The organism is Acidovorax soli (assembly GCF_014207955.1).
GTDB classification, from domain to species: domain Bacteria; phylum Pseudomonadota; class Gammaproteobacteria; order Burkholderiales; family Burkholderiaceae_C; genus Acidovorax; species Acidovorax soli_A.
In genome coordinates this window covers 63,049-83,828 of sequence record NZ_JACHLK010000006.1, presented here as the reverse complement: position 1 = coordinate 83,828, position 20,780 = coordinate 63,049, and the positions used below count along the sequence as shown (strand labels likewise).

Sequence of the window (20,780 nt, the reverse complement as noted above, 5' to 3'; positions counted from 1 at the left end):
CAAAATGGCGGGAACAACCGCATCCAGGCCCACCATGATTCCCTTGCAGCTTTTCGACCCCGCCTCCAGCACCTACACCTACGTGCTGCACGACCCGGCCACCCGCCAGGCCGTCATCATCGACCCGGTGGACGAGCAACTCGACCGCGACCTGGCCACGCTGCAGTCGCTGGGCCTCACGCTGCGCTGGACGGTGGAGACGCACACCCACGCCGACCACATCACCAGCGCCGCGCGGCTGGCCGAGCACACCGGCGCCCAGATGGCGGCGCCGGCAGGCTGCGAGATCGGCACAGCGGTCGTGCAACTGCGCCATGGAGACACCCTGGCCTTTGGCGGCGAGGCCCTGGAGGCCTTGCACACGCCCGGCCACACCGCCGGCAGCATGTCCTACCGCTGGCGCAACCATGTGTTCACGGGCGACGCGTTGCTGATCAACGGCTGTGGCCGCACGGACTTCCAGTCGGGCGATGCGGCCGAGCTCTACCGCAGCATCACGGACGTGCTGTTCGCGCTGCCCGACGACACGAGCGTCTGGCCCGGCCACGACTACCAGGGCCGCAGCCACAGCAGCATAGCCGCCGAAAAAGCCGGCAATGCGCGCGTGGCGGGCCGCAGCGAGGCCGAGTTCGTCGCGCTCATGGGCGCGCTGAACCTGCCGCGCCCGCGCCGCATGGACGAGGCCGTGCCCGCCAACCAGCATTCGGGCCAGCGCCAGGACGCCGATGGCGTGGCGCTGCAGGCGCCGCGCGAGGCACAGGGCTATGCCGGCGACGTGTCGCCTGCGCTGGCCTGGCAGTGGGTGCAGGACGGTCAGGCCGTGCTGGTCGACGTGCGCAGCGATGCCGAACGCGAATGGGTGGGGCAGGTGCCCGGTGCCGTTCCCGTGGCCTGGAAGCAGTGGCCCGGCATGGCCATGAATGCGGATTTCGACGCACAGATCCGCCTGGCGGTGCCAGAAGGCGGGCGCGCCGTGCTGCTGTGCCGCAGCGGTGTGCGCTCGGTGGCGGCCGCGAAGCGCGCGACCGAGCTGGGCATCACGGCCTACAACATCCTCGAAGGCTTCGAAGGGGATGCCGATGGCCAGGCGCACCGGGGCCGCAAAGGGGGCTGGCGCTACCGTGGCCTTCCATGGCGGCAGGGCTGATCCGGCGCCAACAAAAAAGCGGGCCACGAGGCCCGCTTTTTGGCTGGGAAGCGTTGTGCGCTCAGAGCGGTGGAATGCGCAGCTTCTGTCCTGGGTAGATCTTGTCGGGGTGCGTGAGCATGGGCTTGTTGGCCTCGAAGATCTTGGGGTACTTGTTGGCGTCGCCGTAGAACTTCTTGGCGATGGCCGAGAGCGTGTCGCCGCGCACCACGTCGTGGTACTGGGCCTCGGGCTCGGGGTTGGTCACGTTCATCAGGTTCTCGACGCTGGTGACGCTGGCCACGTTGCCGCAGCACAGGGTGATCTTCTCCTTGGCCGCCTGCGTGGGGGCATCGCCCTTGACGGTGACCTTGCCCTGGCTGCCGTCGAAGGCCACCTGCAGGTTGGTCGCGCCCAGGTTCTGCGTGCCGATGTAGGTCTCGATGGCCTTGGCGGCCGTGGCGTTGAGCTCGTCCTGCGATGGTGCGGCAGCCGTGGCGGCCTGCGCGTCCTTGCCGCCGAACAGCTTTTCACCGGCTTCCTTGATGAAACTGAAAAGACCCATGTCGTATCTCCTAAGGTTGCACAAAACAGGAGAGGCCACTGTAGCGGCAAAGTGCGGCGCCTTGGTGTAAGACGGGCGCGCGACACGATTTTTCACATTGACCGCCCCTGCTGTCGCCGGGGCGACCCGCGGTGCTGCGGCCTTTGGTGGGCGCGCCCGGTGCGTTGTGCCAAAACTCGGGATAATCCGCCGCATGACTTTCTTGGCCATCGACGTCGGCAACACCCGCCTCAAGTGGGCCCTGTACGACGCCCACCGCCCCGGGGCCACGCTGCTGGCCCACGGCGCCGAATTCCTGGACCATATCGAGAAGCTGGCCGAAGGCAGCTGGGCCGACCTGCCGGTGCCGCAGCGCATGCTGGGCTGCGTGGTGGCGGGAGACGCCGCCAAGCGCCGCGTGCAGGAGCAGATGGAGCTGTGGGACGTGCCGCCGCAATGGGTGGTGTCCTCGGGCGAGGAGGCGGGGCTCATCAACGGCTACGACCACCCTTCGCGCCTGGGTTCGGACCGCTGGGTGGCCATGATCGGTGCGCGCCACCATGTGCTGGCCCAGGGGCCGGCGCGGCCGCTGGTGGTGGTGATGGTGGGCACGGCGGTCACGGTGGAATGCATCGACGCGCATGGCCGCTTCATGGGAGGGCTCATCCTGCCCGGGCACGGCATCATGCTGCGCGCGCTGGAGACCGGCACCGCCGGCCTGCACGTGCCCACGGGCGATGTGCGCATGTTCCCCACCAACACCAGCGATGCCTTGACCAGCGGCGGCACCTACGCCATTGCAGGCGCCGTGGAGCGCATGGTGCAGCATGTCATCCAGCACTGCGGCGAGGAGCCGGCCTGCATCATGACCGGCGGCGCCGGCTGGAAGATGGCGCCCAGCATGACGCGCCCTTTCGAGCTGGTGGACAACCTCATCTTCGACGGGCTGCTGGAGATCGCCTCCCGGCGCTTCGCTGGCTGATGCGGTTTTGCCTTCAACCGGCTAACGTCGTTGGGGAGTCTGGCCGTGCTACAGCACTGTCTGCGGCTCCCCGCCTAGTTGTCCGGTCGAATGCAAATCCGTAGAGGCGCTGACAGGCGTGCTGGTGGCATGGCTCCCGCACATCGGCGTCCAATTCCGCTGCGCGCGCAAGACTGAAAAGGGGGTCAGTCCTCGAGCTCGGCGCGCGCCATTTCCACGTCCAGCCGCTCCATCGCGTCGGCAGATTCGCAGGCGGCAGCCTTTTCGTAGAGCTGGGTGGCTTCCTTCATTTTCTTGTCGCCTTCGAGCATGACCAGCGCATTGGCGTACTCGACCATGGCGATGGCCGAGCCGGGGTTGAGCTTGAGCGCTTCCTGGAACAGCTTGAGGCCCGTGTCCTTCTTGGCGCCATAGGTCATGCCGCCAATCAGCGAGCCGACCTTGTCGATCACCTCGGCGTGGAAGGCACCCAATGCGATGCGTGCGTCGGCATGCTTGGGGGCCAGGGCAATGGATTTTTCCAGCGATTCCTTGACCTTGCCGCCCAGGCCCTGGGCCAGGGCCTTGGCCACGCTGATGCCCTGGCTGTAGCGGCCCAGGGCATAGGCGTGCCAGTACCAGGCATTGGCGTTGTTTGGGTCTTCGCTGGCCTGGGCTTCGGCGCGCTCGGCCACCTGGGTGAACAGGTCCAGGCGGGTCTTTTCCTTCTTTTCCAGGTAGTTGGCGTAGATCGCCGTGGCCTTGTTGGCCACGGTGATGCCGGGGCCACCGGCGGCCAGGCCCGCCGCTGTGGCTTTCTCGAAGTCGCCGCTGTGGAACAGTGCCCAGGCCTGCAGCACGGCCGCATCCTTGGGGCAGGGCTCGGCATCGCCGCTGTGCAGCCGGGCCCAGTGCTTCTTCACGCTCGTGGCATCGAAGCTGTAGTCACCCGCATGGGGAAAAGGGGTCCATTTGGCCATGGTGTGTCTCCTGTGGTTCTTGGGGTCGGGTGTAGGGGGGGCGCCTGCGTGTTCAGCCCGGAGGGATGGCGTAGGCGCCGACGATTTCCAGCAGGTGGGCGCGTTGCCCGCTCTCGAGGTAGGGCATGAGCAGATTGAGCACATGGTGGGCCCCACGCAGCAGGGCGGTCTGGGCGCTCTCGGGCTCCAGCGCGCGGCGTGGGTCGCGCACGTACTCGAAGCTCAGCCAGTAGGTCAGCACCACCACCATGCTGGTGGCGGTGGCTTCCAGTTCGCGCGTGTCGATGTGCAGTGCGTCCGAGCGGCCCATGCCATCGAGCATGGCGCGCACGGCGCGGGTCTTGTTCTTGAGGATGGCCTGGAAATGGGTTTCCAGGCGCCGGTTCTTGGACAGCAGGTCGTTGAGGTCGCGGTACAGAAAACGGTACTGCCAGATCAGCTCGAACAGCGTGTGCATGAAGAACCAGGCGTCTTCCACGTTGCGCACCCCATCGGCGGCGGCCAGCAGCTCGGTGAGCGCCTGTTCGTAGCGGTCGAACAGCGCGTTGATCAGCTCGTCCTTGGCAGGGTAGTGGTAGTACAGGTTGCCAGGGCTGATGCGCAGTTCGGCGGAGATGAGGGTGGTGGAGACGTTGGGTTCGCCGAACCGGTTGAACAGGTCCAGCGTGACTTCCAGAATGCGTTCTGCGGTGCGTCGCGGCGCTTTCTTCACCATGTGTGCAGGCCCTCTTCGCGTCGTTTGGGATCGGTCGGTGTGTATCTCTGGTGACACTCTAACCGAGCGGCGGATGCTGCATTGCATCAAATAAGGCATGCCCCCGAAGGGCCGGGGCGCATGCACCGGGCGCTGTGCGCACCAAGCAAAACGGCTGGCATGCCAAGGCATGCCAGCCGTCATCTGCCCGGGGCGGCCAGGGCCGCCCGTGTCGGTCAGGCGCTGGTCGCCGGTGCTGCAGCCTTCTTCGCCGCTGCGCGGGGCTTGGCGGCTGCCTTCTTGGCGGGAGCGGGCGTGCCCTTGGCTGCGGGCTTGGCCGCTGCCTTCTTGGCCACGGCCTTCTTGGCGGGGGCTGCGGACTTTGCTGCGGCCTTGGCGGGGGCGGCCTTGCCCTTGGAGAGGGCGTCGATGCGTGCGTTCAGGGCCTCGATGTCGCGGGCCGAGGGCACGCCGAGCTTGGACAGGGCCTTGGCCACGCGGTCTTCAAAGATGTTTTCGAGCTTGTCCCATTGGCCCTGGGCCTTGGAGCCGATGTCGCTGGCCATGGTGGTCACGCGGCTGGTGGCTTCGGAGATCTTCTCCTCGGCAACGGCCTGGGTCTTGCGCTGGATGGACAGGCCTTCCTTGACCAGGGACTCGAACACCTTGCCGCCTTCTTCCTGGGCCTTGGAGAAGGCACCCAGGCCCGCCAGCCAGATCTGCTGGGCCGAGTCCTTGACGGTGCTCGACAGCTGGGCGTTGCCACTCTTCTTGTCGGCGCTGAGTTTCTGCAGTTTCTTGACCATGGAGGCCTCCGGGGTGCGATGGATGGGTTGGGGTTGCCGGAGCCAGGGCCCCGACGCATGGACGCACTGTACGCTGCACCTGCGCCCATGTGTAGGCGCGCGCTCCTAAAACCATAGAGCGCGGTCTCTAGGACCTGCCTGCGCCGGGCCTCTCGGCCGCCGCGGGTTTGTGCTGAATCCGCGGCCTGGGCGCATGCGCAAGAATGACCAGATCTGAGAGGAGTCTTTTCATGCAGTATTTCGTGACGGGTGCGACGGGTTTCATCGGCAAGCGGCTGGTCAAGAAGCTGCTCGAACGCAAGGGTGCCGTGGTGCACTTCCTGATCCGGCAGGAAAGCGCCGACAAGGTGGCCGACCTGCGCAGCTACTGGGGCGTATCGGCCGCGCGCGCGCTGCCGGTGTTCGGCGACCTCACCGCGAAAAAGCTCGGCGTGGCCACCGAGGACGTGAAGAAGCTCAAGGGCCAGATCGACCACTTCTACCACCTGGCCGCGGTCTACGACCTGGGCGCCGACGAAGAGACCCAGGTGGCCGTGAACATCGAGGGCACGCGCAACACCGTGGACCTGGCCAAGGCCATCGATGCCGGCCACTTCCACCATGTCTCGTCCATCGCCGCCGCCGGGCTGTACGAAGGCGTGTTCCGCGAGGACATGTTCGAGGAGGCCGAAGGCCTGGACCACCCGTACTTCCAGACCAAGCACGAGAGCGAGAAGATCGTGCGCCAGGACTGCAAGGTGCCCTGGACCGTGTACCGCCCCGCCATGGTGGTGGGCGACAGCACGACCGGCGAGATGGACAAGATCGACGGCCCCTACTACTTCTTCAAGCTGATCCAGCGTCTGCGCCAGCTGCTGCCGCCCTGGATGCCCACCGTGGGCCTGGAGGGCGGGCGCGTGAACATCGTGCCCGTGGACTTCGTGGTCAACGCGCTCAATGTCATCAGCCACCAGAAGGACATCGGCAAGAAGTGCTACCACCTGGTGGACCCGGTGGGCTACCGTGTGGGCGATGTGCTCGACATCTTCAGCCGCGCCGCGCACGCGCCGCGCATGAACCTGTTCATCAACGCCGCGCTGCTGGGCTTCATCCCCAAGGGCATCAAGAAGAGCCTGATGGCCATGGCGCCCGTGCGCCGCGTGCGCAATGCCGTCTTGAAGGACCTGGGCCTGCCCGAGGACATGCTGACCTTTGTGAACTACCCCACGCGCTTCGATTGTCGCGAGACCCTGGCGGCGCTCAAGGGATCGGGCGTGACCTGCCCCAACCTCAAGGACTACGCGTGGCGCCTGTGGGATTACTGGGAGCGCAACCTCGACCCCGAGCTGTTCATCGACCGCAGCCTCAAGGGCACGGTGGCCGGCAAGGTGGTGCTGGTCACGGGCGGGTCTTCCGGCATCGGCCTGGCGGCCGCGCACAAGTTCGCCGAGGCGGGTGCCACCACCATCATCTGCGGGCGTGACCAGGACAAGCTCGACGAGGCCTGCGCCGAGGCACGTGCCAAGGGGTACGCCTTCATCGCCTATGCGGCCGACATCGCCGACATGGCCGACTGCGACCGTTTCGTGCAGTTGCTGGTCGACAAGCACGGCGGGGTGGATTTCCTGATCAACAACGCGGGCCGCTCCATCCGCCGCGCCATTGAGTCGAGCTACGACCGCTTCCACGATTACGAGCGCACCATGCAGCTCAATTACTTCGGCTGCCTGCGCGTGACCATGGGTTTCCTACCCGGCATGGTGGCCAAGCGCAAGGGCCATGTGGTGAACATCAGCTCCATCGGCGTGCTGACCAATGCGCCGCGCTTTTCGGCCTACGTGGCGAGCAAGGCGGCGCTCGACGCGTGGACGCGCTGCGCTTCGAGCGAGTTCGCCGACCAGGGCATCACCTTCACCACCATCAACATGCCGCTGGTGCGCACGCCCATGATCGCGCCCACCAAGATCTACAACAACGTGCCCACGCTGAGCCCCGAGGAGGCGGCCGACATGATCGCCCAGGCCTGCATCTTCAAGCCCGTGCGCATCGCCACGCGCCTGGGCATCACCGGCCAGTTGCTGCATGCCCTGGTGCCGCGCGTGGCCCAGATCACCATGAACACCAGCTTCCGCATGTTCCCGGACTCCACCGCGGCCAAGGGTGGGGGCAAGGACGCCAAGCCCCAGCTCTCCGCCGAAGCGGTGGCGCTGCAGCAGATGATGCGCGGCATCCATTTCTGATGGCCTTTCAATCCGCCCCGGCAGGCCCGTGTTGAACTCTGTTACCGGGTAACCGGGCGGGGTGGGATAATCGCGGGTTCTGCCGAGCAGGCATTTCACACAGCCCACCCTATGATTCTGGTTACCGGCGGCGCGGGTTTCATCGGCGCCAACTTCGTTCTTGACTGGCTTGCTGCCTCCAGCGAGCCCGTCGTCAACCTCGACAAGCTCACCTACGCAGGCAACCTGCACAACCTGGACGGGATAAAGGGCGACGCGCGCCACACCTTCGTGCAGGGCGACATCGGCGACACGGCCCTGCTGGCCCGCCTGCTGGCCGAGCACAAGCCGCGTGCCGTGGTCAATTTCGCGGCCGAGTCGCATGTGGACCGCTCCATCCACGGGCCTGAGGACTTCATCCAGACCAACATCGTCGGCTCGTTCCGCCTGCTGGAGGCCGTGCGTGCCTACTGGAGCGCACTGCCTGAAGGCGAACGTGCGGCCTTCCGGTTCCTGCATGTGTCCACCGACGAGGTGTACGGTTCGCTCGCCCCGACCGACCCGGCCTTCGCCGAGACGCGTGGCTTCGAGCCCAACAGCCCCTACAGCGCCAGCAAGGCCGCCAGCGACCACCTGGTGCGCGCCTGGCACCATACCTACGGCCTGCCGGTGCTCACCACCAATTGCAGCAACAACTACGGGCCCTACCACTTCCCCGAGAAGCTGATTCCGCTGATGATCGTCAATGCGCTGGCCGGCAAGCACCTGCCGGTGTACGGCGATGGCATGCAGGTGCGCGACTGGCTGTACGTGAAGGACCACTGCAGCGCCATCCGCCGCGTGCTGGAAGCGGGCGCCCCCGGCGAGACCTACAACGTGGGCGGCTGGAACGAGAAGCCCAACATCGAGATCGTGAACATGGTGTGCGGCCTGCTCGACGAGCTGCGCCCGCGCGCCGACGGCCAGAGCTACCGCACCCAGATCACCTATGTGAAGGACCGCCCGGGCCACGACCGCCGCTATGCCATCGATGCGCGCAAGATCGAGCGCGAGCTGGGCTGGAAGCCCGCCGAGACCTTCGACACCGGCATCCGCAAGACCGTGCAGTGGTACCTGGAGCATGCCGACTGGGTGGCCAGCGTGCAGACGGGCGCCTACCGCGACTGGGTGCAGACCCAGTACGCGCAGGAGCCTGCAGCCGTTGCGGACGCCAGCGCATGAACATCCTGCTCTTCGGAAAAGGCGGCCAGGTCGGCTGGGAGCTGCAGCGCAGCCTGTCCGTGCTGGGCACGGTCACAGCGCTGGATTTCGACAGCACCGATCACTGCGGTGACTTCTCCAACCCTGCTGGCGTGGCCGAGACGGTGCGCGCCCTGCGCCCGGACGTCATCGTCAACGCCGCGGCCCACACGGCGGTGGACAAGGCCGAGAGCGAAGCCGATTTCGCCCGCACGCTGAATGCCACCACGCCCGGCGCCATTGCACAGGAGGCTGCGAAACTCGGGGCCTGGCTGGTGCACTACAGCACCGACTATGTCTTCGACGGCAGCGGCAGCCGTCCCTGGGTGGAGACCGACGCGCCCGCACCCTTGAGCGTGTACGGCCGCACCAAGCTCGAAGGCGAGCAACTGATTGCCCAATCGGGTGCGAAGCACCTGATCCTGCGCACCAGCTGGGTCTATGCAGCACGCGGCGGCAACTTCGCCAAGACCATGCTGCGCCTGGCGCAGGAGCGCGAGCGCCTGACCGTGATCGACGACCAGTGGGGCGCACCGACCGGCGCCGACCTGTTGGCCGACGTGACGGCCCATGCCATCCGCCACCTGCAAAAACACCCCGAGGACGCTGGCCTGTACCACCTGGTGGCCGCTGGCGAAACCAACTGGAACGAATACGCGAAGTTCGTGCTGGCCACGGCTGCGAAGCACCCGGTGGGTGAAAAGATCGTCGCCAAGGAAGTCGCCCCGGTGCCGACCAGCGCCTTCCCGACCCCGGCCGTGCGCCCGCACAACTCGCGCCTGGACACGTCCAAACTGCGCAGCACCTTCGGCCTGACCCTGCCCCACTGGCAGGCGGGCGTGGCGCGCATGCTCACCGAGATTCTCTGAGAAATACCATCCCCATGACGACGGCACGCAAAGGCATCATCCTCGCCGGAGGCTCCGGAACCCGGCTGCACCCGGCCACCCTGGCCATCAGCAAGCAACTGCTGCCGGTGTACGACAAGCCCATGATCTACTACCCGCTGAGCACGCTGATGCTCGCGGGCATCCGCGACATCCTGGTCATCAGCACCCCGCAGGACACGCCGCGCTTCGAGCAGTTGCTGGGCGATGGCAGCCAGTGGGGCATCAACCTGCAGTACGCGGTGCAGCCCAGCCCGGACGGCCTGGCACAGGCCTTTGTGATTGGCGAGTCCTTCCTGGCCGGTGCGCCGAGCGCCCTGGTGCTCGGTGACAACATCTTCCACGGCCACGACTTCCACGAACTGCTGGGCAGTGCCGCCGATCGCAGCGATGGTGCCACCGTTTTCGCCTACCACGTGCACGATCCCGAGCGCTATGGCGTGGCCGAGTTCGATGCGAATGGCAAGGTGCTCTCGCTCGAAGAAAAGCCCAAGGTCCCCAAGTCCAGCTATGCGGTCACGGGCCTGTACTTCTACGACCACCAGGTGGTGGAGCTGGCCAAGGGCCTCAAGCCTTCGGCGCGCGGTGAGTACGAGATCACCGACCTGAACCGCCTGTACCTGGAGCGTGGCCAGTTGAACGTGGAGATCATGGGCCGGGGCTATGCATGGCTGGACACCGGCACGCACGAGAGCCTGCTCGAAGCCGGCCAGTTCATCGCCACGCTGGAGCACCGGCAGGGCCTGAAGATTGCGTGCCCCGAAGAGATCGCCTGGCGCAGCCAGTGGATCGACAGCGCCCAGCTGGAGCGTCTGGCCCAGCCGCTCACCAAGAACGGCTACGGCCAGTATCTGATGCGCGTGCTCAAAGAAAAGATCTACTGATTTCCCTGACATCCATTCCATGCAAGCAACCCGACTGGACATTCCCGATGTCGTGCTGATCGAACCCAAGGTGTTCGGCGATGCACGCGGCTTCTTCTATGAGAGCTTCAACCAGCGTGCCTTCAACGAGGCCACTGGTACGAACCACGAATTCGTGCAGGACAACCACAGCCGCAGCGCCAAGGGTGTGCTGCGCGGCCTGCACTACCAGGTCCAGCAGCCCCAGGGCAAGCTGGTGCGCGTGGTGCGCGGAGCCGTGTTCGACGTGGCGGTGGACATCCGCAAGGCCTCGCCGACCTTCGGCCAGTGGGTGGGTGTGGAGCTGAGCGAAGACAACCACCGCCAGCTGTGGGTGCCGCCGGGCTTTGCGCACGGTTTCCTGGTGCTCAGCGAGACGGCGGAGTTCCTGTACAAAACCACCGACTACTACGCGCCGGCGCACGAGCGCTGCATCATCTGGAACGATCCGACCATCGGCATCGCGTGGCCCGACATCGGCGCCAATCCCTTGCTGTCGGCCAAGGACCAGCAGGGCCTGACCCTGGAGAACGCGGAAGTCTTTGCTGCTGCCGCCGTCCGCTGACGGCGGCCCGTGGCGCACCTGAAAAGTCCGGCATGACCCTGCATGTGCTCCTGTGCAGCCACAACGGGGCACGCTTCATCGCCGAGCAGATCGCCTCCATGCGCGCCCAGTCCCGGGCCGTGGATGTGATCCATGTCTTCGACCATGCCTCGGACGATGGCACCCGGGCCGTGCTGGAGCAGTTGGCGTCCCAGCCGGGCGTTCCGATCGAGCTGCACTGGATCGGCGATGCCCCCGGCCCCGCCATGTCTTTCTTTCGGGCCATGGGCCAGCTGGCATCCCGGGTCGAGGCGGCAGACAGTGTCTTTCTGGCCGACCAGGACGATGTCTGGCTGCCCGGCAAGGTGGCCGCCATGCTGGAGGCTGCCGCCCACAGGTCCCGGCCCTGGGCGCTGTTCCATGACGTGCAAGTGGTCGATGAGGCGCTCGCACCCTTGCAGCCCAGCTTCTACACCGGCAACCCCTACGCCGTGCCGCGCGACCTCGATCCCCGGCGCCTGCTGCTGACCAACCCGGTGATCGGGCACACGCTGCTGCTCTCGGGTGATCTGCTCGGGCACATCGCCCGGCTGCCCGAGCAGGCTGCCTATGTGATGCACGACTGGGCCGTGGCCCTGGTGGCGCAGCGCATGCAGTGCCTGGCCTATGTGCCGCACAGCCTGTCGTTGTATCGCCAGCATGGTTCCAACCTGCTGGGCGCCTCGCGCCAGCGTGGGCTGGGCGAACAGCTGCAGCGTGGCATGCAACTGGCCGGGCGTGTGCTGGGCCAGGCCATGGCCTGGGCGCGGGCCCACTCGGCCGGTGTGCTGCCCGTCGCCTCGCCGAAGGCGGGCTCGCCGCCATGGCTGTCGACGCCCTGGGCTGGGCGCAGCCACCAGCGGGTTGCGCTGCAGCTCGCATGGCATGCGCTGGTGTCGGGCCCCACGTGGCGGCGGCGCTCCCTCGCACTCTTTCTGGCACTGCAGGTGCTGCGCAGGCCCGCACCATGACGCGATCGCCCTCCGCCTCCAGTCCGCTGCGCATGGCGATTGTCGGGACCGATGGACTGCCTGCACGCTACGGCGGCTTCGAGACCTGCGTGGAGCAACTGGCCCCGCGGCTGGCGGCCAGGGGGCATGCCGTGCAGGTGTTCGGGTCATCGGTCGGGCGCCCCACCCGTGCTGCCGATGGCATGGGCCTGCGCCACCGTTACCTGCCGCTGCGTGCCAATGGCCTGTGGTCCGTGCCGTACGACCTGCTCAATTTTTTGCTGTGCTGGCGCGGGGTGGATGCCATGCTGGTGATGGGCGTGTCGGGTGGCGCCTTCCTGCCCCTGCTGCGCCTTGTGGCGGGGGCGCGGCGCATCATCGTGAACGTCGACGGGCTGGAGACCCGGCGCGACAAATGGACCGGCTTCAAGCGCTGGTTCCTCGCGCGCAGCGAGGCCCTGGCCGTGCGCCATGCCCATGTGGTGGTGAGCGACAACCAGGGCATTGCCGACATGGTGCTGGCCCGGTACGGCCGCGCCAGCGCCGTCATCGCCTATGGCTGCGACCATGTGCTGCAACTGCCCGCGGGCCAGGTGCAGGCGCTGCTCCAGGAACGCTTTGGCCTGGCACCGGGCGCTTACCTGCTCACAGTGGCGCGCATCGAGCCCGAGAACCACATCGCCGAGATGCTCGAAGCCTTTCTGGCATCGCCACTGCCCCTTTACGTGCTGGTGGGCAATTTCAGCGCCACGCCGCTCGGGCGCGCCTTGCGCGCGCGCTACCAGGACGAGCCGCGTGTGCGCTTCATCGATTCCCTGTTCGACCCCGAGGCACTGGCCGCCTTGCGCGCGGGCTGCCATGTCTATCTGCATGGGCACAGCGTGGGGGGGACCAACCCTTCCCTGGTCGAGATGCTGCCCTACCAGCGGCCGCTGCTGGCCTTTGATTGCAGCTTCAACCGCCACACACTGGGCAACGAGGGGGGCTACTTTGCCGATGTACCTGCGCTGACCCGGCAACTGCAGAGCCCGCAGGCGCAGGCCTGGGTGCCGGGGGCGTCGCTCACAGAGCGCTACCGCTGGGCGGCGATCGCCGACGCCTATGAGACGCTGTGCCGCGGGGAGGGCCGCCTGAGCGCGCCATCGGCGGCGGAGGGCATCCCATGACGCTGCGCGTCCTGGCCTGCGTGGTGGCCTACCATCCTGATGTGCCCCGCCTGTCGGCCCTGATCGCCCGCCTGCAACCGGAGGTGGCCGATGTGCTGGTCATCGACAACGGCCAGTCCATCGATCCACAGGCGGCGCCCTGGTCGGGCATGGCCGCGGTGCAGTGGCACCGGGCGCCAGGCAACCAGGGGGTCGGGGTGGCGCTCAACCTGGCGCGCCAGCGCGCGCTGGAAGGGGCCTATGACTTTTTGCTGAGTTTCGACCAGGACTCCCTGCCCCCGCCCGGCTATATGGCGGGCCTGCTGGAGGTCTGGTCGCGTGCCGGCGAGGCCGCCAGCGGTTGGGCGGCACTCGGGCCTGCCGTGCGGGACGAGGCCTCTGGCCGGGCACTGCCTGTGCAGAGCGTCGAGGCGCACCTGCGCCCGGTGGGGCCCGGGCCGCAGGCGGTGGCGGTGGACCATGTGATTACGTCCGGCTGCCTGTACCCGGTGGCGGCCCTGTCTGCCGTGGGGCCATTCCGGGGCGGTTGGTTCATGGACATGGTCGATACCGAGTGGTGTTGGCGGGCCTGCCACCGGGGGTGGCGCGTCATGCAGACCGAGGCCGTGGTGCTGCAGCACACCATTGGCCAGGCCGGGGTGACGGTGCTGGGGCGCAGGGTGTTGGCGCATCCGCCCCAGCGCATCTATTTCCAGGTCCGCAACACGCTGTGGCTGCTGCGGTCGCGGGAGGTGCCCCGGGGCTGGCGCCGCAAGCTGCTGGCTCCGTTGGCACGCAAGCTGGTGCTGCAGCCGCTGCTGTCCGACCAGCGGTGGGGGCGTGTGCTGGCCGCCGTCCGGGGCGGGTTGCATGGGCTGCTGCGCAGCCCCGGCCACTAAGGTCCTGGTGCAAAAAAGATGCGTGCCGGGTGTGACCGGTGCTACAGCAATGCGCAATATTCTGGATCCAGGTGGGATGGGTGGTGCAACAATCCGTTGCCACTGCCCGGGTAAACGCACGATCTTGGCTGCATACGACAGAATATAGAATTGCAGACCCTCTGAAGACCGCTGCGGCGGGCTTCAGGCGAACAATCCCACAGACCTGGTCTCTGCCCTGGCATCCACCGCGGTCCTTTGCATTGGCGACGAGCCGGCCTTCTTTGACGAGGGCATGGCACCGCCAGCAAGGGCCTGGCCTTTGCCGTGCCTGCACCTTTTTTGCGGATGCACGCCGGTTTCCATGCGCCACAGACCGTCCCACGTTCATTTCCTGATCTGAATGCACAACATGCACCCTAGCGAGGCTGAGATCATTCCCTACCACGCCTCACCCGTGCCTCCCGCTCCCGGAGGCGTGCTCGTACTGGCGCCCCATCCCGACGACGAGGTCTTTGGATGCGGCGGCACCATTGCAGGGCATGTGCAGGCGGGTCACCCCGTGCACGTCGTGCTGCTGACAGCCGGCGGGCATGGCGAAGAAGACGCCGGCCAGGGGTATGCAGCGACCCGCCTGTCCGAAAGTGCCAACGCCGCCCGTGTGCTGGGGCTGCCGCCACCCCAGTGCTGGGGCCTGCCGGACCGCGAAATCACCTACGGCGAAGCCCTGGTGCACCGCATCATCCAGGCGATCAGCGAGACCGGTGCCGATGTGGTGTATGCCCCATCTCCCTGGGAGCTGCACCCGGACCACCGTGCCACGGCGCTGTGTGCGCTGGAGGCAGTGCGCCGCCTGGAGGGCGTCAGCCTGCACCTGTACGAGGTGAGTGCTCCCCTGCGCCCCAATCGCCTGCTGGACATCACTCCGGTGTGGGCACTCAAGCAACGGGCCATGCAGGTGTTTGCCAGCCAGGAGAAGAAGCTGCCCTATGCGAGCTTCATCTCCGCGCTCAACCGCTTTCGCGCGCTGACCCTGTTCCCTGCCGCGGAATATGCAGAAGCCTTCGAAAGCTATACCTCGGCCGAATTGCGTGCGGGCGGCCCGTTGCTGATCGAAGGCGAGAAGCAGCGCCTGCTGGGCCGCGGCGTGGCGGTGCTCCCGCAGGACATGCCGCTGGTGTCGGTCATCATCCGCACCATGGGCCGTCCTACGCTGGCCAAGGCGCTGGGGTCCGTGGCGCTTCAGACCTACCCGCACCTGGACATCGTGCTGGTGGATGCGGCAGGCGATGGCCTGCCGGGCTCGCAATGGGCGGGTGGCCCCGTGCCCGTGAGCCTGGTCTCGCAGGGCAAGAAGCTCAACCGCGCGCTGGCGGCCAATGCCGGCATGGCGGCGGCGAAGGGCGAATACCTGATTTTCCTGGACGACGACGACTGGTTCTACCCGGACCATATCGCCAAGCTGGTGCTGGCCGTGCGCCAGAGCAGCACGGTCCGGGCCGTGCACACCGCGGTGGAGTGCGTCGACGCCCAGAGCGAGCCGGTGGGCGAGATCTTCCAGTTCCCCTATGCCTCGGGTGAGCTGCGCTACGGCAACTTCATGCCCATCCATTCCGTGTTGTTCCACCGCGGCCTGGTGGGGGCTGGCGGTGCCGCCTTCGACGAGCGCTTCGATCTGTACGAGGACTGGGACTTCTGGCTGCAGGTGGAAAGCCGCACGCCGTTCCAGTTCGTGCCTGGTGTCTCGGCGGCCTACCGCATCCACGCTGGCGCGGGCGAGGGTGTGCAGGCCGACCGGCAGCGCGCGGCCGATGCCACGGCCCAGCTCTATGCCAAGTGGCAGGTGCTGCAGTCGAAGCAGACCTTCGAAGAGCTCGTGACGCGCTCCCTGTCGCGGCGCAGCGTGCTTTCCCAGCTGGCGGAGCGCAACAAGGACGTGCAGCGGCTGTCGCAGGACCTGGTGGACCAGCAGCAGCGTGCCCTGGCGGCCCAGCAGGCTGCCGACAAGGCGCGCCAGGATGCACACCACCTGGGTGAGGCGCACGAACTGGCCTGCGCTGCGCGCGACGTGGTCCAGCAGGAGCGCGATGCCACCATCGTGGAACTCCACGCCGTGGTGCGCGAGCGGGACCTGGCCAACCAGCACGGCGCGAACGTGCTGACCCTGTACACCGATGCGCAGGCGCACATCGGCTCCCTGGAAACCTCGGCGGCGGCCCTGGGGGCGGAAATCGCCCTGGCGCGCAACCATGCGCACAACCTGCAGACCATGCTGGACGCCACGCAGCACCAGCTGCGGCTGGTGACGGGATCGCGGTCCTGGAAGATCACCCGGCCATTGCGCCTGGTGGTCCGGCTACCGCGGTATGCCAGAAGTGTCGTGGCGGCCTACTCGGTGGCGCGCGGCCGGGGTGTGGGCCTGTCGCACCTGGTCAAGCGCACCGTCTCGGTGTTGCGCACCCAGGGGGTGCAGGGGGTGCGCCAGCGCCTGCGGCGCATGCTGCATGGCTCCGGGCACGAGCTGGAAGCCCTGGATACCGGCGCGCCCGCCATGGATGACGTGGGCGGGGCCGCACCACGCGGCTACGCCGAATGGGTGGCGAAATACGACACCATGGACCCGGTCAAGCTGTCGCGCCTGGTGGCCGAGGCGGCCGAGCTGCCGCGCAAGGCGCTGGTCTCCATCATCATGCCGGTCTACAACCCCGATCCGCAGGACGTGGGCCGGGCCATCGCCTCGGTGAAGAACCAAGTCTATCCGCATTGGGAGCTGTGCATCTGCGACGATGCCTCGACCAAGGCCGGCACGCGTGCCCTGCTGGAGGCCGCGGCCGCCGAGGAACCCCGCATCCGCCTGGCCTTCCACGAAAAGAACCAGCACATCTCGGCGGCGACGAACACGGCCATCGCCCTGGCCAAGGGCCAGTACATCGCCCTGCTGGACCACGACGACGAACTCACCCCCCATGCCTTGCTGCGCGCCATGCAGGCCTTCGCGCGCAATCCGCAGGGCAAGGTGCTGTACTCCGACGAGGACAAGATCGACCAGGCTGGCCGGCGCTTCGACCCCTACTTCAAGCCCGACTTCAACCTGGGCCTGCTGCGCTCGCACAACTACATGTGCCACTTCGCGGTCTACGATGCCGAATTCATGCGCCAGTTGGGCGGTCCGCGCGTGGGCTTCGAGGGCGCGCAGGACTACGACCTGGCGCTGCGCGCCATCGACAGCGTGGACGCGGCCGCCGTGCTCCACGTGCCGCAGATCCTCTACCACTGGCGCACGGCCACCGGCAGCACCGCTTCGGGCCATGGCAACAAGAGCTATGCCTTCGAGGCCGGCCGGCGTGCCCTGCAGGAGCACCTGCAGCGCCGTGGCCTGCAGGGGGAGGTGCTGGAGGCGCCCGAGGCTTCGGGCATGTACCGCGTGCGCTGGGGCATCCCAGCCAACCCGCCGCTGGTGAGCATCGTGATCCCCACGCGCAACGGCGAGAAGATCCTGCGCCAGTGCCTGGACAGCCTGGTCCAGACCCGCTACCCCAATTACGAGATCATCGTGATGGACAACGGCAGCGACGAGCCGGCCTCGCTGCAGCTGCTGGCCGAGCGCACGGCCTCGGGCCAGATCCGCGTGCTGCGCGACGATGGTCCGTTCAACTTCTCGGCCATCAACAACCGCGCGGTGCACGAGGCCACGCGTGGCGAGTTCGTGCTGCTCATGAACAACGACATCGAGGCCACCCACCCCGAGTGGCTCGACGAAATGGTGGGCCCGGCCCTGGAGCCGGGCGTGGGCTGCGTCGGTGCCCGGCTGTGGTACCCCGATGGCCGCATCCAGCATGCCGGCGTGGTGCTGGTCTGCGGTGTGGCGGGCCATGCGCACAAGCTGCTGGCGCGCGGCCAGCACGGCTACATGGGCCGTGCCGTGCTGGCGCAGGATTTCGTGGCGGTGACCGCCGCCTGCCTGCTGCTGCGCAAGTCGATCTACGAAGAGGTCAATGGGCTGGACGAGACCCTGGCGGTGGCCTTCAACGATGTGGACTTCTGCCTGCGCGTGCGCGAGGCCGGCTACCGCAACCATTGGACGCCCTATGCCGAGCTGATCCACCACGAGTCCGTCTCGCGTGGCTATGAGGACACGCCGGAGAAGCAAAAGCGTTTCAACTCGGAAGTGAAGATCCTGCAGACCCGTTGGCCCGCCTTGCTGGCCAACGACCCTTGCTACAACCCCAACCTGACCATTGACGCCGAAGATTTCTCGCTCGCCTGGCCGCCCCGGGTTTCTTGAGGCGCCGCCCCACGCCGTCCCTGCTCCATGACCACTTCCTTCTATCCTTCGTATGAGCCGACTTGACTCTCTTTTGCCGCTGCTGGCCTGTCCACGCTGCGGCGGCAGGCTGAACCAGCACCCGAGCCAGGTGGTGTGCGGCGGCTGCGGCATGGGCTACCCGCTGCGCAATGGGGTGCCGGTGCTGCTGCCGGAAACCATCGAGGAAGCTGGGACGGGCGAGGCCTCGGTGGACGACCCGGTGTCGCGCCATCCCTACAGCCAGGAGTCGCTCAAGATCATCGAGGACCACAAGAACGGGTGGGTGCTGGACCTGGGCGCGGGGGGCAAACTGCAGCGCTGGGACAACGTGGTGCAGATCGACATCTTCCGCTACCCGATGACCGACGTGGTGGGCTCGGCCGACCGGTTGCCCTTCCGTGACAACAGCTTCAGTGCGGTGATCAGCCAGGCGGTGTTCGAGCACCTGCAGTATCCGCAGGCCGCGGTCGAGGAAATCCGGCGGGTGCTCAAGCCGGGCGGGGTGGTCAAGATCGACACGGCCTTCCTGCAGCCTGAGCATGGCTATCCCCACCATTTCTACAACGCCACCGAAACCGGCCTGCGCGAGTGGTTCCGCGAGTTCGACCTGCGCTGGAGCGGGGTGGAGCCCCACCAGCATCCGCAATGGTCGCTGAGCTGGTTCATGGGCGTGTACCTGGACCGCCTGCCCGCCGAGGCGGCGGCGCTGCTGCGTGCCGTTCCATTGGGCGACATCGTCGATGCCCTGCAGCGGGCGGGCACGGGCGCTGCCCTGCTGCAGGATGCCGCCATCATGGATGCGCTGGGCGCGCTGCCTGAGCACCACCTGCGTACGCTGGCTGCGGGGGTCTCCATCCGCGCGGTCAATCCCCCCAAGACCTTGTCTTCGGCACCGATGCCGTCCCTGGAGGGCGCCTCCCCCGTCGTGGCCACGGACCTGGACCGCAAGCTCGCAGCGGCACGCATGGATCTGGAGCATCTGCGCTCCGAGCTGACCACCGTACGCGAGAGCCAACTGCTCGCCAACGACCAGGCGCGCTACATGGCGCAGTACTACCGGCTCATCGCCGATGCGGGCGAAGAGGCGCCCCTCGGGGCGGGGCGGCGGGCGCATGCGCTGTTCCACGCCAAGAACATGGTCCGCGCCGTGATGCCGCCGGGCATGTGGCGCTTCCTGAGGGCTGGCTGGCGGTCACTGTCCGGCACAGGTGCGGGGCAGGCCCCGCAGCCAGATCATCCCCAGGCGGCGGTGCCATTCGTTTCGGTCGTGCTGCAGCCATTCGATGTGGCGTTGCTCACCACCACCTTCTTCTCCCTGGTGCGGCAGACCTACACGGGCTGGGAGCTGCTGCTGCTGGGGCATCCCGACCAGTCCCCCGCGGTGCGCAGAGCCATGGAAGATTTCGCACGGCTGGACTCTCGGCTGACCATCGTGCCCCGCACGGACCTCGATGGCGCTTACCCCTGGCGCGGGCAATACCGCCTGGCGCTGCAGGAGGGCACCACGCTCTCCTTCAATGCCTTGCAGGAGATGTTCACCCTGGCCAAGATGCGACCCGACACTGGAGCCATCATGGCAGACTACGATGCCATTTTGGGGCGGGATGATGTCATGCCGCCCATACGCTGCCTGAGCGCTCCGGTGCCGCAGACGAACAGTTCGTTCGCGAGCACGGCCTCATTTGTTCTGCTGCAGGCCGAGGCATTGCGCCGAAGTGGTGCGGGAGGCACCATTGATGTGAACTATCAGCAGGTCGCCCACATCCCATTGGTTCTCTTTCACACATTGCAAGAGCCGTCACCCCGTGCGGGTCACCCTCGGTGATTCGTTGAAGATCCACACTATCTCTCTAGACCCATGAAGAATATTGCACGAAAGATCACGCTTGCCACCGCCATGGTCGCGGTGGTGCCCTGGCTTGCAGGCTGCGCCACCCAGCAGCCCGCCGCCGCTGCGGGGACCGCCCAGGCGGCCGCGGCGTCCAAGCCCTTGGGCATCGTCTTCGAGTCGGCGGCGCTGGAGCCAAAGTTGGCACAGTTTGGCGTGCTTACCAATTTCAAGCGTTACTGGCAAGCCCATGCGGACCGAAATTGGGCTCTGCGCTACGAGCTGGAGAGCGGGATCGACTCCAGCCGTACGGATGCCAAGTTCTACGCGGAATACCATGTGAAAGCCTGGACCTTGAAATCCTTCAAGGTGCACGATGTAGTGCAGGATGGCAAGCATGTCATCGTGGACGTTGAACGGGTCCTGAGCGATCCGACCGGAAAGAAGGCCGACTCCACGGTCCGTGATTCGGACATCTGGCTGGAGGTGGATGGGCAGTGGAGGCATGTCAACCTCGATCCTGTCCTGAAGTCGCGCTGATGGGCGGAGTTGGCGGCAGCGGTCGGGCCGTGCGGCAACGCTCGCCAGGGACATCTTCGGGTGGGAGCCATCCCGCTGTGCCGCGAGGGGGCAGGCCGCAGGCTTGCCGTGTCTGCCTGGGAAAAGGACAATGGGCGCTTGTTGCAGAGGTGCAACATCCATCGCCCTAGTTGTGACACCAAACACATTTTATCTGCGCCCCCCTGCGCAAAC

17 protein-coding genes and 1 pseudogene are annotated in these 20,780 nt (G+C 66.9%); 14 read left to right on the top strand and 4 right to left on the bottom strand.

Going from position 1 to position 20,780, the window contains the following annotated elements; translation table 11 throughout:
- Positions 1-4 precede the first annotated feature (4 nt).
- Together HNP48_RS35385 and HNP48_RS35380 are read left to right on the top strand one after the other, a co-directional pair.
- Positions 5-535: pseudogene (locus HNP48_RS35385) on the top strand (MBL fold metallo-hydrolase); the annotation flags it as partial.
- 195 nt (positions 536-730) lie between these two features.
- The gene (locus HNP48_RS35380; protein ID WP_409362563.1) at positions 731-1,147 is read left to right on the top strand and encodes a rhodanese-like domain-containing protein; all 417 of its coding nucleotides are present in this window, start codon (positions 731-733) and stop codon (positions 1,145-1,147) included.
- A gap of 61 nt (positions 1,148-1,208) precedes the next feature.
- Here the strand turns inward: HNP48_RS35380 and lysM are convergent, their stop codons facing one another.
- Positions 1,209-1,691, bottom strand: a complete 483-nt coding sequence (gene lysM / locus HNP48_RS16135; RefSeq protein ID WP_184858766.1) for a peptidoglycan-binding protein LysM — start codon at positions 1,689-1,691, stop codon at positions 1,209-1,211.
- Positions 1,692-1,884: 193 nt separating this feature from the next.
- Here lysM and HNP48_RS16130 point away from each other — a divergent pair, with 193 nt between their 5' ends.
- Positions 1,885-2,652, top strand: a complete 768-nt coding sequence (locus tag HNP48_RS16130; RefSeq protein ID WP_184858764.1) for a type III pantothenate kinase — start codon at positions 1,885-1,887, stop codon at positions 2,650-2,652.
- Between the two features lie 185 nt (positions 2,653-2,837).
- Here the strand turns inward: HNP48_RS16130 and HNP48_RS16125 are convergent, their stop codons facing one another.
- The 3 genes from HNP48_RS16125 to HNP48_RS16115 all read right to left on the bottom strand — a co-directional run bounded on the left by HNP48_RS16125 (position 2,838) and on the right by HNP48_RS16115 (position 5,111).
- On the bottom strand, positions 2,838-3,611 hold the full coding sequence (locus HNP48_RS16125; protein ID WP_184858762.1) for a hypothetical protein: 774 nt from the start codon (positions 3,609-3,611) through the stop codon (positions 2,838-2,840).
- 52 nt (positions 3,612-3,663) lie between these two features.
- Complete coding sequence (locus HNP48_RS16120) at positions 3,664-4,326, bottom strand: TetR/AcrR family transcriptional regulator (protein ID WP_184858760.1); 663 nt, start codon at positions 4,324-4,326, stop codon at positions 3,664-3,666.
- Between the two features lie 215 nt (positions 4,327-4,541).
- Entirely contained in the window at positions 4,542-5,111 is a 570-nt protein-coding gene (locus HNP48_RS16115) for a phasin family protein (protein WP_184858758.1), read from the bottom strand.
- Between the two features lie 230 nt (positions 5,112-5,341).
- Between HNP48_RS16115 and HNP48_RS16110 the strand changes: the two genes are divergently transcribed.
- The 11 genes from HNP48_RS16110 (at position 5,342) to HNP48_RS16060 (ending at position 20,567) form a co-directional block, all read left to right on the top strand.
- A complete protein-coding gene (locus HNP48_RS16110) occupies positions 5,342-7,330 on the top strand; it encodes an SDR family oxidoreductase (protein ID WP_184858756.1) in 1,989 nt (662 codons plus the stop codon).
- 111 nt (positions 7,331-7,441) lie between these two features.
- On the top strand, positions 7,442-8,530 hold the full coding sequence (rfbB, locus tag HNP48_RS16105; protein ID WP_184858754.1) for a dTDP-glucose 4,6-dehydratase: 1,089 nt from the start codon (positions 7,442-7,444) through the stop codon (positions 8,528-8,530).
- A complete protein-coding gene (gene rfbD / locus HNP48_RS16100; protein WP_184858752.1) occupies positions 8,527-9,417 on the top strand; it encodes a dTDP-4-dehydrorhamnose reductase in 891 nt (296 codons plus the stop codon). Before rfbB ends, rfbD begins: the two co-directional genes overlap by 4 nt.
- Before the next feature lie 14 nt (positions 9,418-9,431).
- Positions 9,432-10,319, top strand: a complete 888-nt coding sequence (gene rfbA, locus HNP48_RS16095; protein ID WP_184858750.1) for a glucose-1-phosphate thymidylyltransferase RfbA — start codon at positions 9,432-9,434, stop codon at positions 10,317-10,319.
- A 19-nt stretch (positions 10,320-10,338) separates the two neighbouring features.
- Positions 10,339-10,902 carry a dTDP-4-dehydrorhamnose 3,5-epimerase gene (gene rfbC / locus HNP48_RS16090; RefSeq protein WP_184858747.1) on the top strand — a complete coding sequence of 188 codons (564 nt, stop codon included), beginning with the start codon at positions 10,339-10,341 and terminating at the stop codon, positions 10,900-10,902.
- A 32-nt stretch (positions 10,903-10,934) separates the two neighbouring features.
- The gene (locus tag HNP48_RS16085; protein ID WP_184858746.1) at positions 10,935-11,891 is read left to right on the top strand and encodes a glycosyltransferase; all 957 of its coding nucleotides are present in this window, start codon (positions 10,935-10,937) and stop codon (positions 11,889-11,891) included.
- Positions 11,888-13,036: a DUF1972 domain-containing protein gene (locus HNP48_RS16080; RefSeq protein ID WP_184858744.1), complete on the top strand. Its 1,149-nt coding sequence runs from the start codon at positions 11,888-11,890 to the stop codon at positions 13,034-13,036. The genes HNP48_RS16085 and HNP48_RS16080 overlap by 4 nt, the downstream gene beginning before the upstream one ends.
- Entirely contained in the window at positions 13,033-13,914 is an 882-nt protein-coding gene (locus HNP48_RS16075) for a hypothetical protein (protein WP_184858742.1), read from the top strand. The genes HNP48_RS16080 and HNP48_RS16075 overlap by 4 nt, the downstream gene beginning before the upstream one ends.
- A 391-nt stretch (positions 13,915-14,305) precedes the next feature.
- Positions 14,306-18,178 carry a glycosyltransferase gene (locus tag HNP48_RS16070; protein WP_184858740.1) on the top strand — a complete coding sequence of 1,291 codons (3,873 nt, stop codon included), beginning with the start codon at positions 14,306-14,308 and terminating at the stop codon, positions 18,176-18,178.
- Between the two features lie 52 nt (positions 18,179-18,230).
- On the top strand, positions 18,231-20,024 hold the full coding sequence (locus HNP48_RS16065) for a methyltransferase domain-containing protein (protein WP_184858738.1): 1,794 nt from the start codon (positions 18,231-18,233) through the stop codon (positions 20,022-20,024).
- A gap of 33 nt (positions 20,025-20,057) precedes the next feature.
- On the top strand, positions 20,058-20,567 hold the full coding sequence (locus tag HNP48_RS16060; protein ID WP_184858736.1) for a hypothetical protein: 510 nt from the start codon (positions 20,058-20,060) through the stop codon (positions 20,565-20,567).
- The last annotated feature ends 213 nt before the right edge of the window (positions 20,568-20,780 follow it).